Raw genomic sequence first — 14,803 nt, 5'->3', positions numbered from 1 at the left:
CCGCCGCGATCTGGCACAACTTCCGCACCGGCCAGGCGGTCAGCCGCTCACTGACCGCCTACGACCACTGAACGCGTTCGGAAAGACTCGTCTAGAGCTGAACGAGGGGGCGAAACGGACGGAGCGTTCAACGACTGTGACGATCTAGATCAACCCACGGCCCAGAAGCAGGCCCCCAAAAAAATTGTTGGGGACCGTGCGATCGTCCGCCTCAGCAGGCCGCTCACTGATCGAGACCGCTTCCTTGATCTGCGAACGCCACTGCCCCGTAAACCGTTTGTGAACGTTGCAGCGTGTCGGCCGACCGGACCTCAGGCGCTTCTGGAGCTCCTCGCCAGCACCCCGCATCCTGGATGAACAACGACTTGTAGATCGTCGCGTGGCTCACCCACATCCCGACCAGGTGGCGTGAACCTTGACCAGATGGCCAGCGACCTGTTCCGGTGACCTGCCCTCGAAAAAGCTTCTCAGCCACGAAATCCCGAAGCCGCGTAATCATCGCGAGCAGACACGGCCACCGACGCCGGGCGCAGTCCCCGGCCCGGTCCCCGGCATCCACCGCCCAGTAGCGGGCAGGTCCCTTGTCGCGAACGCTGGAAATGAGTGTCCTGGAGTCTCCTACAACGATGCCGCCAGGAAGATCGGTGACCTCAACACCGTCGACTTCACCGGCGCTTGCGGAGGACTCGCCCCAGGCGCCGGCGGAGAAAGCATGCGCATACAGCTCCACCACCAGTCCGTTCGCATTGGTATGCCTCCTTCGATGCGCTTGATCAGCGCCAATCAGCCGCCCACCGGGAGTGCGGCAGCGACGATCCATTCGAAGACCCCCCGCGAAAACGCGCACGCCTTAGCTGCCCTCGATGTAGGACTTGCCCCGGAGGCCCGCCAGGACGACGTACACCATGGGGCCGGGAAAGCGGACCACGGTCAAGCCTCCGACGACGCCTGGGTGCGGGACACCCAGGAGTGCGATCTGGAGGCTGGAACTTTTCACTCATCGTGGCCGGGCGGACGACGAACCACTGCTGCAGGACCCCCTCGGAGATCACGCCCAGTTCAGCAGCCAAGTGCCGTCGGAACAGCAGACGGCGGCCTGGCGCGCCAAAAACCCCGGCGAGGGCGGCAACTTCCTCGGGCATGCGGCTGACGGCGGAGCCGCGATCCTCTCCCACACGTACGCGGCGCATTGCCACAGGCCGGGCACGAGGATCGGCGACCACTCGCCGACACCGCTCGGCATCGGACTCCAACAAGAGGCAGCCGACCCAGGCGGGCGCGACCACGCCGCTGCAGGCCCTTCACCAGCCCGCCGCGGCCGCGCAATCCACACCGAGGAATCGCCACCAGGTCGGTCGACGCGCTTCCGGAACAAGCACATCATCCAGCCCCACCACTGGCCGGGGAAGCAAGAGCAGCGCCAGGGCCGCGGCCCTTCCCGGCACTTGAGCCTGCCAGGCGTCGGAGGGGCCGCAAGGGAAAGCGCCTTGCGGCCCCTCTTCCGACGCCTGGCGGTCGGCTCGTGCCGGGAAGGGACCGCTCACCCCGGACGCCCCAGGCGAATCCCCCCGGCCCCATGAAAGGGGCTTGCAGATGAATTCCCCAACCGGGAAGCCGGAGAGCCCCGAACACCACGAGAAAACACCAACAGAAAGGATCCCCGGAGATGGGAACCGAAATTCAGGTCGCAACGCGTGACCCGAAGACCTTCGTCCGGCCGGAAGTCTGGAACAAGGAAATCGCGCTCCTCATGCGTGACTTCCCGTTCGATCTCGTCATGGCGGAGCGCATCTTCGGGCAGGCGGTTGCCTACCTGATCACGGCCATGGAAATGCGCGGGCGCAGTCTCGGCATGGGTCCGGGTGAGCTGGTGGACCACGGCGTTCACGTCTTCATTCTGGACACGAAGAACTACCGCGAGTTCTGCGCGGAGCACATGAACGGCGGCTTCCTCGACCACATCCCGGAGGTGGAGCGCAAGGGTGACGGCTCCGTCTTCAAGACGGCCGAGATCATCGAAGCGAACGGCTTCGCCGTCGACTGGTCGCTGTGGGAGAAGGACGCGATGAAGTGCACCCCGTGCCGACCGGGGGAGGACGGCCACTGAGCCGGACCTGGTAACGCACCATGAGCCCTCCCGGCCGTCACCCAAGAGTGACGGCCGGGAAGCGGGTGTGCAGCCGGGCGGCGTCCCGAGCGTTGCGGCTCTCACGGAGCAGGGCTCGGGACGCCTGCCGATGTGGAGTGACGGACGGCCCACCACCGGTGGAGCGACGCAGGACACAGCGACCCACGGCCGGCCTGGCACCGGTACCCGGTCCCCCGCGGCACGACCTTGCTGTCCCCCGAAGATTTCAGAGGGTCAGTGCATAACAAACGTTCTGTGCGTCCAAAACCCAATCCTTGACGCAACTCCACCCCCGGCACAATTCTTCTACTTCTTCCAGCGAAACCCCGATTCCGCTACGGGAAAGGGGAAGTTTATCGGTGTGAGGGGTCATTACGTAGAAAATCCCGCGGGGCGAAAGACGGGATTTCACGCGCTCCAGGAACTCCGCTTTTTTCTGGATGAACGCATAGCTTAGTCGACAGGAAATCAAATCGTACGACGGGAGTTCCGGCCACGATCCGGATTCGGCGTTCCAATGGCGGAAGGAGAGACAGGCGGCCGACCCGTGGCGCGCGGTGGCCATGGAAATGGCCTCCCTTGCGTAATCCACACCCGTCACCGAATAACCCTGATCGCGCAGGAAGGACGCGAATCCACCCGTACCGCAGCCGATATCCAGAGCCGAACGACCCTCGCCCGAACCGACGTTCAGGCCAAACGCCGTCTTCTCTTCGCTGGTCACGGGCCTGAAATCGTGGCCCGCGGCATAGTGTGCGTTCCACTCCTCCACAGCGACGACCGTGCGCATGATCACGCCCCTGACCTTGTGCCAGCGGCAGCCACAACGCCCAGCGCGGCCCGCCGCACGGCAGCCGGGTACCCGAGCCGGTCCGCAGCCTCACCGAAGGACAATGCCGGCGACATCGCCATGAGCGCCCCAATCCGCTCGGCCCGAAGCCGAGCCAACACCCGTTGTGCCGTGGCCGGCGCGATCCCAAGCGCTTCGCGGACTTCGGTAATCGTGACCGCTGGCGTCGCGTCAAGGAGCGCAGCCACCCGGGGGCGACGTTCACCGCGAGGAACCGCATTCACTCTCCCCGTCGGTCGACCCGTCGCCCCGCCAGGCCGGTCGTCACAGAAGGCGCGCACCGCGCTGCGTGGCCAATGCTCCACCCCCCGGACGTCGACCACATACTCCAACAGGCGAGCGGACGTCTTGTAACCGTCCCACGACCGAGGCGTCACCCCCACCTCCGCGGCGGCTTCCTGCCGGTCCAAGAGAACGCCCATGCCGTCCATGGCCGGCAGCCCCGGGATCGGCTCGCCAGCGCAACGGGCGGCGGTCTGCTCCCCATCGCACACCAGCACGCGAGCACCAGTGAAACTGATCGGCGCAGGGAAGCCCGGCTCCGCACACGGCCTCCTGTTGCGGAACGTGCCCATAGGCACACCCAGGCCATGGACCGAGAGCTCCCGTGTTCGCACGAGATACATCCGGCTTGGATAGATCACCGCTACCCCCTCCTTCAACGCGGGTTCGGCAACCCGGCCGGCGCACCGCCCCCCGGCGCGGGAAGATGACGCGCACAGCACACAGACCCGAGCGCGCCGCAGTGTCCGCCCACGGCGGGTCCGACAGAAAAATACTGCACTTCAGTCCCCGTGCCCTGCCTGCGTGGCATCCAGGACCCGCCAGCGGTCTTGGGCCATGGCCGCTGCGGCGACTCAGTGGGCGACCTCGTGTCCTGCCTCACAAGTTGGGGCAGTCTCAATCGTCTCAAGGCAACTGGGCCGACGTCTCAGTCTTCTCCGGGCACACGGACTCGGAGGTCAAACAGCCGATCGCAGCCCTCAACAGGGCTGGAATCGGCTGCTTCAGCCCGGGGTCCGGCGCCGGTGGCACTGCGACGGCCTGGCCCCGGTACTCGTGCCCAGCACGGGGACGCGGCGACCGGGCGGCGCGATCAGCGATTGTGGAGCAGGGCGACCGCTTCGGCGAAGTCGGCATGCGCGGGTTCGAAGGATCGTGCCGCGACGAGGAACATCGACCGGTCGGTGAGGGCGCGGGCGAGGCGTGCGGGGTTGTCGGGCAGGCGGCGGGCGAGCGTCACGCCCTCGTCGAAGTATGGCGTGAACCGCTCCTCGAACAGGTAGGGGCGGTCGCCTTCGCGGACGGCCGCGCGGATGCTGATCCTGCGTTGGACGTCGACCAGCTCGGGCAGCCGGTCGGCCTCGCGCAGTCTCGCCGCCTCCGCTTCGAGGCCCGGCAGCATGCCGAGAAAACCCTCCCGCACGTCGCGCGACCATCCGAGTTCCGTGCCGAACGGCGGCATCGGGGACTCGGGGCTTGCGGCGGGTTCGGCTGCCCGCCCCGACAGGACGAAGAGCGTCCTCCACCACCCGAGGATGCAACTCCAGTTCTTCGGCTCGCCCGTGGTGGCGAGTTCCTCCAGGACACTCAGGGCCTCTCGCCGGGCGGCCGCAGCACTCGCCCCGTCCCCGGCGGTCTCCCGCATCCGGGAGAAGTGAACCAACTCCCAGGTGAGTATCGCCAGAGCGGTGCGCTGTTCGGCTGCCTTGCGCCGGGTCTCCTCAAGGAGCTCGCGGAAGACGGCCGATGCGGCGTCGTGCAGCCCGGCGCCCTCCAGGTTCGCCGCCCACCGCACCATTTTCCAGAAGGAGTGCTCCGGGATTCCGTTCCGGGCGGCCTCTTCGTCGAGCTCCGCGGCCTCCTTGAAGCGCCCCTCCTCGGTCAGAACGCGCGCCAGGGGCTCGCTTCGGCCGGCCTCGGCCAGCTCCTCACAGATCGCGCGTCCTTCCACCCTGCGCCCGAGGGCGAACAAGGAAGCCTGGTAGGCATCCAGGGCCCGGCGCAACCGCTCCGCCCGGTTCGGCGCCCCGACCTCTATCCTGCGAGCCGCCCGGGTGGCCTCGGCAGCCAGCGCGACGTCCACCTTCGGATCCCGGCTCTCATGGCGCAGCGCGAGCAGGGCGTCGACCAACTTCGGCACGTACGCCTTCGGACTCACCTCGGCCAGAACCCGGTACGCGACGGTCAGTTCGGCCCGACTCGGCCGGCCGGACCCCAGCAGCAGCACGCGGGCCCGAAGCACCGCGTCGTGATCGATCGTCACCATTCCCCCTGTCTCCGGATGACGCACGAAGGAGATTTTGAGAGGCGGGGAACGGACCGGACAAGCCTCGCGAACTGTGCGTTCCGTCCTACGAAAAACGGCGCTGACCTGTCATGATGGGCATGCATTCGTCCCCAATCCACGAGCGGAGAGCCGCACCGAACACCTCCCGCACCGCACACAGCACCCCGGCTCAATCCCGGCTGCAAGCACGCGACTTGTGGTGAGCGACGAGGCATGGGACCGCACCCGGCACAGCGTGCGTCCCGGGCAATGGTTGACCGGGCGGGTAAGCCGGTTTCCGACATCCGCTGCGACCGCACCCCATCACCACGCTCGTGCTGCCGTGACCCGAGATCGTCGAGACGAAACGACGACCCCCGCCTCAACCAATCCGCGGCACCGCAGAAGCCGTGCATTCCCCCCACTTACGTGAGAGAGGACACCTCGCAGCGGGACAGCCCTGCCGCTGCGCTCCATAGCCCCAAGTATGGGTTGCCGGACCCAATCGGCGCCTCAACCCCCCTGCCACGCACGGAACGTGTGCGTTCCCGCCATGGTTCGCGCCCCACGGCACTGGTCGCAGTAACGGGCAGGACACCGATTCCGCTCAGACCACTACGTCCTGCGTTCCGCAACCTCCCGGAGTTGACCCATACCCTTCTCGCCCGGCAGGACCGTGTCTCCGACGCCCCGACACTCACCGGGCTGCACGACGCGTCCGGATATGCGACCCGGGCAGGCGCCCTCCCCTTGCCTGGACCAGGGTTCTCGGCCCCACCCCCGCCCTTGGCGGCCCGGGTTATCTCGTTCGCCGAACAGCACCACCGCGCTCACGCCCCCACGCTCACATCGGTGAGCCTGCTCGACCACGGGTCACCCACCACGGATTAGTTCTGATCACGAAGACGCTCGTGAAGTCCGAAAGCACCACCCAGACCGACGTGCACCCTTAGACCGTTCTCGCGTCCCGACTTGCTGGGCACCACCGTCGCTGTCACGGGAGGCCTCGTCCTGGTCGGCAACCGCATCGTGCAGCAGCTCCGCGCTACCGGCGCCAGACCGTTGGTCGTCGGCAGGCTCGATGCCTACGACTCCGCGGTGTACGGCGACCGGTTCGGTGTTGAGGAAGGAGTACGCCGCCATGCTGAGCGGCTGCGCATGACGCCAGCCGCCACCCGGTCCGGCCGGGCACCGACGCGGTCTGCAGCGGGTGATCAAAGTGATGTCGAATCCTGACGTCCCCTCAACGAAGGAACTCGCTGCCGGCCGGCGTCTTCCAGATCACCAGATGATGGTGGACCCCGACACCCTCGCATGGACCACCGAGAATCGCCCCACAGGTTCCCGGCGCCGGCCTCCGCACCGTTGAGCCGTCCCCTGCTGCTTGTGCCGGACATCGCCTGGAACTGGGCAACTCCCTTCAGAGCGTGCAGCACAACGCCCGCGTCAGCCTGCTCGCCTCCCTTCTCAACGCCCGCTGCCCCGGCTACGAGGGGGCAGCTGTTGTTCCGCGAGATGCGGGTCACCGACCAGTACCCGCAGCTCTACTCGGCTTTTGAAAAGGCGAAGGCCATGGAAGGGCGGGACTTCCAGAACGGACAGGGCATCCCGGCACCGCTCAACGAGACGATCCCCAGAGGGAAGCGGGATCAACCCGGCCTATGCCCGTGCCGACTGCCGACTGCCGACTGCCGACTGCCGGGCCCGGGCCACAGAGATCTGCCCTCGCGGGCTGGTTCACCCGACAGAGGAACTGAACGTGCGGCCTGTGCCCCGTCTTGCTGAGCCTCGTATTAACGGCGATGCGCAGAGACGACAGCGCGAAGGCGGAGGCCACGCACGCGTGTCGGTGTTGTTGCTGGCACCAGGCCACCGGCGTCCGAGCGAATCGGGAATGAATCGTCGACGCCATCATCGGTCCGGTAGTGAGTACCGTGCCGCCGCAGGGCCCCGGAGAGGAAGCGAGCGTGAGCACACCACCCCCACGATCGGCGCCGTCGTTCTGACCATGAACGACCGCGAAGAGGAGTTCCGGCGGGCCATGGCCTCGCTCCTCGCCCAGGAAGGCGTGAACCTCGACATCGTCGTGGTGGGCAACGGCGTTGAGCCCCAACTCGTACCGCCCGGCATCCGTAAGGTGGCGCTGCCGGACAACGTGGGCATCCCCGGAGGCCGCAACATCGGTGCCGCCAACGTCCAGGGCGACCTGCTGCTGTCCTTCGACAACGACGCCATCCTCCCGACACCGGACACCACCATCCGTCTCGCCGCCTGCCTGCAACAGGACCCGGACCTGGCCTACATGCAGCCACGCATCACCGACCCGGACACCGGCATCACCCTGCGCCGCTGGGTGCCCCGGCTCCGTACTGACGCCGCGCGGCCGAGCACGGTCACCGTCATGGCCGAGGGCATCACGCTGATGCGCCGCGAAGCGTTCGAGCGCGTCAGCGGCTGGCCGGGGCACTTCTTCCTCTTCCACGAGGGCATTGACCTCGCCTGGCGATGCTGGGACCACGGATACACCGGCTACTACATGCCCAACGTGATCGTCCACCACCCCACCACCAACCCCCAACGGCACGCCATGTGAACGCCCGAAACCGCGTCTGGCTCGCCCGCCGCAACCTCCCTCGCATCCTGATCCCCGCCAACCTCGCCGTCTGGACCTTCCTGACCCGGTGGCGCTTCCGCGACATCAAAGCTCTTCGCGCCTCCCTGGCCGGCTTCCGGGAAGGGTTACGCACAGACTGCGGCCCTCGCTCACCGATGAGCTGGAACACCGTGGCCCGGCTGACCCTCGCAGGCAGGGCACCTGTCTTCTGACAGTAGAACAGGGCACCCGAGTCGGTGCCAAGCCTGCGGGCACCGTGTTGCCCCAGGTTCGGGTCCGGAGGCTAAATAACGGCTGGCTATGGAGACCTCACTGGACTGCTCTGCCCCTGGCGAAGGGCGGTCGGTGCTGCCCAGGCCGTGACCTCATCAGCGGTGACCAGCTGATCGCCGGATGCTTCGAAACCAGTCACCGATCGGGTCCTCGCTTCGAAGTGACGGGGTGGCCGACTCCCACTGCCCGCCTTGACCCGGAAATCGCCACCGACGCCGTCCGGGCCGCCGCCCTTGCCCACCGGTCGCTCGGCCTGCGGCACCTGTCCCGGGGGATCATGTCGACGGAGTCAGCCAAAGCCGTCCACAGGAAAGCCCGTCGCGCACTTGCGAACCGTGACAAGTGTTGGGCGTGGCCGACGCGGTGAACGCGTCGGCCACGCGCTATCGTGCCGCTACTGCAAGGAAGCGTCGGCTGTGGTGGGCGCGGTGCTCTCGACCGTCTCCTCAGCACTCATCTCCCGCTGCTCGGGGACTGATGCGACGGTCGCCTCGGAGGTGTCCTTGCGCTTGCCCTTCCCGCGCTGGGAGCCGGTTGAGGTGCTGCGGTTGTACGTGCGCTTCGGGGGCTTGCCCGGTTCGTCGTAGTCGAGCTTGGTGAGCTCGGCGGTCGTCCAGCCCACCGCCGTTGATGCGTTGTAGGCCCGGGCGTACTCCTTCTCCGCCGCGGCGAGTTGGTCCCGCAGGTTATTGCGCGCCTCCCGTGCCGCCGCGAGGTCACGGATCGGAGCCAGCCGTGTGTCGAGCAGGGAGCGGGCCGCCGCCTCCGCGGCGTCGACGCCAGTCATGTCAGTCATATCGGCAGACTAGCGATCTCGCGCCGTCGCGCGAATGCCCAATCCCACCGCATGCAGCGGCCCGAGGACCCGCCATCCGGTGCGCTCGTCCCGCCTTACCAGGAACGGGAGTTGAGAGTCTGCGGCTATTACAGAGGAGCAAGATATTCCCTCAGCCGGGCTGATCGATTTGTGCTGGCCCGGCGGGCGGCCAGCGGCGCACACTGCGTGTGGTCCCCCGTGGGCGGGGGTCGCTTCACTGGGAGGGGAATCCAATACGTGACAGTCGACGAGAACAACGACCAGGCCGTGCAGAAAGCACGACGCCGAAGTCCAGCCCGACAACCGCGGGCAAAGGGCGGTCGGCGTCACCGGACAGACGTGAAGATGGACGACGAGGAGTTCGTGAAGATACAGGCGCGCGCCATCGGCCTCGGTCTCAGCGTTCCGCGGCTGCTGGTCGAAAGTGCCCTGCACGGCGACCCCACGTCAGTCAGTGAGCGGCACGCACTGACCCGCGAACTCATCGCACTGCGCCGCCAGGTGGCCAGGTACCTCGGCAACGCCGATCAGCTCACCCGAATAGGGAACGCAACGGGGGAGCTGCCTCCTGAGATTCCGGCCGCGGTGCACATCTCCAACCGGGTCCTGACGCGGCTGGACGATCTACTGACCACGATGACGCCACCGCCGGACCGGTCTGCCGGGGCGACGGCCGAGGACCTGGCCGAGGGCGGTTACGAGTGATCGCCAAGAGCATTGAGAAGAAGGACAAGAACGGCCGGCGAGTCCGCGGCCGTGACCCCGTCGGTCTGGCCATCTACCTGTTCGGCCCGGGCACGCACAACGAGCACACTGACCCGCACATCGTGGCCGCGGACGTGACGTTCGGCCTGCAGGACGGGCACCGGTTCACCGAACGGCGCGACATCATCGACCTGGGGCACGATCTCGACGGCCCGCACCGGTTGTTCGGGACGGAGTTTCCCGGCGGGCACATCTACCACCTGGTGCTGTCCAACCATCGGGACGACCGGCTGTTGACGAGCGAGGAGTGGGGCGAGATCACGCGTGCAGCCATGGAAAGAATGGGCTTCACCGAGTCGTCCGGGAAGGCACCGTGCAGGTGGTTCGCGGTCCGGCACGGCTTGTCGGTCGAGGGCAACGACCACATCCACATCGCGGCGAACCTCATCCGGGAGGACGGCACCAAGGCGTCGATCTGGAACGACCGCCTGCGCATCCAGAAGTTCGCGGCCGAGATGGAGCGACAGTACGGGCTGACGGTGATCGAGGGACGATCGGGTGCCGGCCTGCCCGGGGTCACGAGAGCCGAGCAGGAGATCGCCAAGCGCACCGGGCAGCCGGAGCCACCTCGCACGCGGCTTGCACGTGTCGTACGGGCCGCTGCGGTGGCGTCCGCGAGCGAGGCTGAGTTTGTTCGCCGCCTCCGCCGGTCGGGGGTCCTTGCGCGGCCGCGGTACGCCTCCGGCGGACACGCGGCCGTGGACGGCTACTCCGTCGCCCTGCGCCCCGCAGAAGGAGCCGATCCCGTCTGGTTCGGCGGCGGCAAACTGGCTCCGGACTTGACGCTTCCTCGGCTGCGCGCGCACTGGAGCCTGGATGCGCAGGCCCGCCGCGCGGCGGTGCAGGAGTGGGCGGGCCAGTCGCCGGAGCTGAGTGGCCGGGAGGCTCGTGTGCTGCGCGCGGAGGCGTGGACGGAGGCGGAAGCGCAGATCAATGGTGTCCTCGCGCGGCTGGCCGAGGTGGACGTCGAGGAGTGGGAGACGTGGGCCGGCGTCGCGCGTGAAGCGGCCGGTATTTACGCGGCGTTGTCCACCCGGCTGGAGGGCCGGCACCCCGGACCGCTTGCCCGAGCCGCCGAGGCGCTGTCACGGTCCGCGCAGAGTCGGCACGGGCAGCCGCGAGCCCGCCGCAGCAACAATGCGGCGAGCGCATTGCGCGGGGTGCAGATGATCGCCATTCAGGCTCGGCCGATAGGCCGTAGTACGCGGGGTGAGGAGATGCTGATCCGCAGCATGTTCCGCATCGTGCGGATCCTCCACGACACTCATGTCGCCCGGGGAGAGGCTACCCAGGCCGCGCGTCTGGCAGTGCTGGCCCAGAACGATCTGACGGCTCTCCACCGCTCTTTGATCGGCGGCGGTCTGCCGCAGTCGGTCGGTGCGGAGCAGCTGGAGCTTGGGCAGTTGGAGAGGCCCGCGCAGCAGCGGCCGGCCGGCCGCGACGAGCAGGACCTGGACCGGTAAGACCACACACCGATTTTGGGAGGGGAGCACGCGATGAGCGAGCAGGCAGACGAGGTGCAGCACGCACTGGGGGAGAAGGTGCGCACGGTCATCACGGTGGCGAGCGAAATCGCCGAAATGGTGGCCAGAGGCCGGATGGACAGGGCTCGCGAGGCGCAGGCGGCGTCCGAGGCGCGGCGGGCGCAGATAGCGGCGCGGTTGCGTGCGGAGCGCGAGGGGGCGATGCCGGTGATGCGGCAGCCGTGGGATGCGGCGTGGTGGCGTCGTGCGGAGCCGCAGGAGATCGCGCACGTCTGGCAGGTGACGGCCGGCTGGGAGGCCACGGACGATCCTTATGCGCGGACGACGCTGGAGCACATGCGTCGTCAGATTCAGCAGCGCTACGGCGTCACGGTGCCGGACGAGCCGGCGCCGGATAAGGACGTGGCGCTGCTGCTGGCGCCTCGGCCGCAGGCCGAGCGGGATGAGCTCACCGCAGGTGTTGAGCCGGAGCTGCCGGACAGCGCGCAGGCGCGGTATCGGTATGTGGTGCGCGATGCCGTGAATCCGGATGCGGCCTGGCTTGGACAGGGAACCGTGGCGGCCGATCCCGGGGCCTCACCGGCGGACATTGCGGTGCAGGGGCTGCGCGAATACGCCCAGGGCGGCCTCGACCGCGGGGCGACGCGAGAGGAGCGCATAAGCCGCCTGTTCGGTGCCGCGTACGGGCGCGTCAGTCCGGCCCGCGACCTGAGTAGCGTGGTCGTCTCCGTCTACCCGGCAGAGCGCACGGATGATGCCCTTGGCACGCCGTTGTTGTCGTTGGAGGGGGCGCGGGTTGAGGAGGTGCGCGCGGAGCGGCGGGCCGAGCGGCAGCGCGTCATCGACGGTCAGACCGAGGCGTCCGACGAAGAAGTTCTGGCGGCGATTGCGCTGGAGGAGCGCGCGACGCGCGACGATCTGCGGTACCAGCAGGCGCAGGCGGCCGCGGCCGGGCAAGAGCCCGGACAACAGGTGACATGGGACATCACCTTCTACGACTTCGTCCATGAGGCGTACAAGAGTCGGGATGTGGCTCAGGGCATGGGCGTTGTTCCTGCGGGGATGTCACCGGAGTTGTTCGCGGCGGAGCAGCTGCTGCAGCGGGTGGGCAGCAAGGGGCGTGTGCCGGACGACTACAGCATTGTGGTGCGGGACCGGGAGAGCTCCAGCGTGCTTGCCCGGGTCGACAGCCGGCAGGTGGAGGAGGTGCGCTCTGCCCAGTGGCCCGCCTACGAAGCGGCGCGTGCACAGGGTGCGGGTGTGGATCTGCGGGCCAGAGAGCAGGCGCAGGCGAAACTGGCCGAGACCACTGCGGCGGTGCAGGAGCGGATGGGGGCCCTGCGGCTGCGCCGGGAGATGGCCGAGGCGCGGCTGCGGGGGGAGAGCGACCAGACCGTTGTGTGGGCGGCGAGGCTGCGCGAGGACTTGGATGACGGGTGGTGGGAGACGGCCAGTCCGGCAGAGGTGTCCGGCGTGTGTGATCACGTGGGCACATGGCCCGACGGGGTGGGAAAGGATGCCGCCCAGGCCCAGTTGTGCGCGGGTGTTCAGCGTACGTATGGCGTGGTGGTGTCGCCCGGAGCCAGCGCGGTAGATGTCGCTGCCGCGATTGCAGGTGACGCTCGGGATATGAACCTGCCTGCCGACCGTGACAGGGACCGGTTGCTGCAGCGTGCCGAGGACGAGACCACGGCCGCTGATGTGTGGGCCGCTTGGGCCGCGGCGGCCAAAAAGGCTCAGAAGGAACAGGCTCAGAAAGAAGTCGAGGAGACGGCCGCTGCGAGGGAGCCAGCGGGTGAGGTGGAGGCGGCGGCTGCATACGCTGCTGATATGGAGGCCGCCGCGGAGCAGGACCGCCGGGCGGCCGCGGTGCTGGCGGCGATGGGCGACCGCGAAGCGGCGGATGCCGTTGCGGTCGCAGCGCAGGGGTTCCCCGGAAACCCGTCGGCCCGGCTCGCTGCTAGCCGGGGGAAGAAGCGGTCCCGGCGGCCGCGGCCGAAGAGTCAGTCGCGTGATCAGGAGCGGGGTCGCGGGGGTCGCTGAATCCGGTGCCGCGTCGCGGCGCCAGGTCGGGGCTCGCGAGTGGCAGCGGTTTTCCCGTTCCGTTGACGGCGGGCCTGATGGGGAGGTCATCGGTGTCGCCGACGAGCCAGTGCAGGAAGCCGATGATGTGCGCGTTCATGTCGGAGCCGACGGCGGCCACGGCTGTCTTGGCGCGGCGGTGGAGGTCGGGGTCGGGTCGGTAGACCGCAGCGGGGTTCCGATGCTGGCTTGGCATGAAATCAGCATGTCATGGTGGCTAGCCACCCGTCTATGGCGTGTGTAGCATGAGGGTGGCTAGCCACCACGGGAGGGGAATTCCGCGTGACTGCTGTTGGTGTGTCGCGGGCGCAGGAAGGTCATGACCCGGATCAGGCTGATGCTGTCCGGTGCCGGTCTCACTGCAAAGCTGCCGCCCACGTGCGTAGCGCGCCCAAGTCCTCTTCGGTGAGGCCGATGGCAGGGTCGACGTGGTGGAGGAGCGCTGGCGCGTCATGGTGTGCCGACACATACGTCCGGTCCGCGTTACTCAGTTCGTCATCGACCCAGGCGAACGTGCGACCGCGCGCGTATCTGAGGATCTTTCGGGTCTTCCAGTGCACGCCGTCAGGGTTCTCGGTGAACAGGTCGGTCCCGAAGTCGATGAAGGGCAGGGAGGGAAGCCCGAGTGCTGGCGAGATCCACTGGTTGGCCTCGCTCATCCAGGCGGTGGCCCAGCACAGTTCAAAGCCGAGCTCCTGAAGGGACGGTCCGTGACTGCGACGCAGGTAGATCTGCAAAGGTGTCACCTGGGCGCCGGGCTCCCTGGGCACCTTGGCGATCCACGTAGGGATGCAAGGGCAGGCCACAGAGTCGGCCGGGAGGTGCTGCGGATCTCTCTCAAAGGCGTTGAGCGGTCCGTCGACGTCCAGCAGCAGCAACGGCGGCAGTGCCGACGTGGGCACGAGCGTCCCCCCTCCTGAGTGTCCCCGTGTCTCTCCGCTTGGGCCAGCGGCCTCAAGAACAGGAACGTCTGCATGGATAAGAACGTGAGGCTAGCTGCGGGCAGCACGCCTGCTCAAGACTTCCGTCCCACCACGATGGAGGTAGGAGCGTCGGTGACGCTCACCCCGCGGGGCGGCTCCTACACCCCCCATTGGGACCAGGTCACCAGCGTCTCGGTGATCGCCTTCACCCCGGACGGGGCGATGGTGGTGGCAGACCTCGACCGCGGCCTGGACCTGCCCGGGGGACATACCCAACGACACGAGCGATCCCCCGAGGAAACTGCTCGTCGTGAGGCATGGGAGGAGACCCGCATCCTCGTGGAGGACCTTGCCTCTATCGAGGTCATCGAGTCCGACTATTTCGGTCCGGACGATCTGACCTACATGATCATCTATGCGGCCCGGGCCTGCCATCTGGCGCCGTGGACGCCGGGCGATGACGAATCACGCGGCCGTCTCCTGATGGCGCCGGAGACATTCCTAGCCCGCTACACGGCGGGCGACCGGGACCTTATGACTCACCTGGTGACAACCGCCCGGGCCCACTTCGACCAAGCCATCCCAGCCGAGTGAAAGG

The 14,803-nt window shown here is 67.8% G+C and carries 11 protein-coding genes and 1 pseudogene; 7 read left to right on the top strand and 5 right to left on the bottom strand.

Annotation, left to right across the window (positions count from 1 at the left end):
* Window positions 1-223: 223 nt before the first annotated feature.
* A complete protein-coding gene (locus ACIHFE_RS33830) occupies window positions 224-820 on the bottom strand; it encodes a hypothetical protein (protein ID WP_400112806.1) in 597 nt (198 codons plus the stop codon).
* Between the two features lie 846 nt (window positions 821-1,666).
* Here ACIHFE_RS33830 and ACIHFE_RS33825 point away from each other — a divergent pair.
* A complete protein-coding gene (locus tag ACIHFE_RS33825; RefSeq protein WP_400112804.1) occupies window positions 1,667-2,107 on the top strand; it encodes a hypothetical protein in 441 nt (146 codons plus the stop codon).
* Between the two features lie 247 nt (window positions 2,108-2,354).
* Here ACIHFE_RS33825 and ACIHFE_RS33820 read toward each other — a convergent pair whose 3' ends face one another.
* Window positions 2,355-2,918 (bottom strand): class I SAM-dependent methyltransferase, encoded by a 564-nt coding sequence (locus ACIHFE_RS33820; RefSeq protein WP_400112809.1) that lies wholly within the window; start codon window positions 2,916-2,918, stop codon window positions 2,355-2,357.
* A gap of 1,156 nt (window positions 2,919-4,074) precedes the next feature.
* A complete protein-coding gene (locus ACIHFE_RS33815; RefSeq protein WP_400112801.1) occupies window positions 4,075-5,247 on the bottom strand; it encodes a hypothetical protein in 1,173 nt (390 codons plus the stop codon).
* 972 nt (window positions 5,248-6,219) lie between these two features.
* Here ACIHFE_RS33815 and ACIHFE_RS33810 point away from each other — a divergent pair.
* Together ACIHFE_RS33810 and ACIHFE_RS33805 are read left to right on the top strand one after the other, a co-directional pair.
* Window positions 6,220-6,483, top strand: coding sequence for a hypothetical protein (locus ACIHFE_RS33810; RefSeq protein WP_400112800.1), 264 nt, complete (start codon window positions 6,220-6,222; stop codon window positions 6,481-6,483).
* A 772-nt stretch (window positions 6,484-7,255) separates the two neighbouring features.
* Window positions 7,256-8,073: pseudogene (locus ACIHFE_RS33805) on the top strand (glycosyltransferase family 2 protein).
* A gap of 455 nt (window positions 8,074-8,528) precedes the next feature.
* On the opposite strand, the gene ACIHFE_RS33800 reads toward ACIHFE_RS33805, so the two are convergent.
* On the bottom strand, window positions 8,529-8,930 hold the full coding sequence (locus tag ACIHFE_RS33800) for a hypothetical protein (protein ID WP_400112798.1): 402 nt from the start codon (window positions 8,928-8,930) through the stop codon (window positions 8,529-8,531).
* 360 nt (window positions 8,931-9,290) lie between these two features.
* Here ACIHFE_RS33800 and ACIHFE_RS33795 point away from each other — a divergent pair, with 360 nt between their 5' ends.
* From ACIHFE_RS33795 to ACIHFE_RS33785, 3 genes are read left to right on the top strand one after another with little or no spacing between them, the layout of a single operon-like run.
* Window positions 9,291-9,656 (top strand): hypothetical protein, encoded by a 366-nt coding sequence (locus tag ACIHFE_RS33795; RefSeq protein WP_400112796.1) that lies wholly within the window; start codon window positions 9,291-9,293, stop codon window positions 9,654-9,656.
* The gene (locus ACIHFE_RS33790; protein ID WP_400112794.1) at window positions 9,653-11,179 is read left to right on the top strand and encodes a relaxase/mobilization nuclease domain-containing protein; all 1,527 of its coding nucleotides are present in this window, start codon (window positions 9,653-9,655) and stop codon (window positions 11,177-11,179) included. Before ACIHFE_RS33795 ends, ACIHFE_RS33790 begins: the two co-directional genes overlap by 4 nt.
* 33 nt (window positions 11,180-11,212) lie before the next feature.
* Window positions 11,213-13,243, top strand: a complete 2,031-nt coding sequence (locus ACIHFE_RS33785) for a hypothetical protein (protein ID WP_400112791.1) — start codon at window positions 11,213-11,215, stop codon at window positions 13,241-13,243.
* Between the two features lie 395 nt (window positions 13,244-13,638).
* On the opposite strand, the gene ACIHFE_RS33780 is transcribed toward ACIHFE_RS33785, so the two are convergent.
* Window positions 13,639-14,184 carry a hypothetical protein gene (locus ACIHFE_RS33780; protein ID WP_400112789.1) on the bottom strand — a complete coding sequence of 182 codons (546 nt, stop codon included), beginning with the start codon at window positions 14,182-14,184 and terminating at the stop codon, window positions 13,639-13,641.
* A 72-nt stretch (window positions 14,185-14,256) separates the two neighbouring features.
* On the opposite strand from ACIHFE_RS33780, the gene ACIHFE_RS33775 reads away from it, so the two are divergent.
* Window positions 14,257-14,799, top strand: a complete 543-nt coding sequence (locus tag ACIHFE_RS33775) for an NUDIX hydrolase (RefSeq protein ID WP_400112786.1) — start codon at window positions 14,257-14,259, stop codon at window positions 14,797-14,799.
* Window positions 14,800-14,803: the final 4 nt, after the last annotated feature.

The organism is Streptomyces sp. NPDC052396 (assembly GCF_044593195.1).
Classification (GTDB): domain Bacteria; phylum Actinomycetota; class Actinomycetes; order Streptomycetales; family Streptomycetaceae; genus Streptomyces.
The sequence above is the reverse complement of the archived record's forward strand: the minus strand, read 5'-3'. Positions and strand labels throughout refer to the sequence as shown.

Bases quoted from the DNA above. Each gene is read 5' to 3' on its own strand.
- ACIHFE_RS33775 (WP_400112786.1), top strand. From the start codon at position 14,257: ATGGATAAGAACGTGAGGCTAGCTGCGGGCAGCACGCCTGCTCAAGAC.
- ACIHFE_RS33830 (WP_400112806.1), bottom strand. From the start codon at position 820: ATGGATCGTCGCTGCCGCACTCCCGGTGGGCGGCTGATTGGCGCTGAT.
- ACIHFE_RS33815 (WP_400112801.1), bottom strand. From the start codon at position 5,247: ATGGTGACGATCGATCACGACGCGGTGCTTCGGGCCCGCGTGCTGCTG.
- ACIHFE_RS33825 (WP_400112804.1), top strand. From the start codon at position 1,667: ATGGGAACCGAAATTCAGGTCGCAACGCGTGACCCGAAGACCTTCGTC.
- ACIHFE_RS33785 (WP_400112791.1), top strand. From the start codon at position 11,213: ATGAGCGAGCAGGCAGACGAGGTGCAGCACGCACTGGGGGAGAAGGTG.
- ACIHFE_RS33820 (WP_400112809.1), bottom strand. From the start codon at position 2,918: ATGCGCACGGTCGTCGCTGTGGAGGAGTGGAACGCACACTATGCCGCG.
- ACIHFE_RS33800 (WP_400112798.1), bottom strand. From the start codon at position 8,930: ATGACTGACATGACTGGCGTCGACGCCGCGGAGGCGGCGGCCCGCTCC.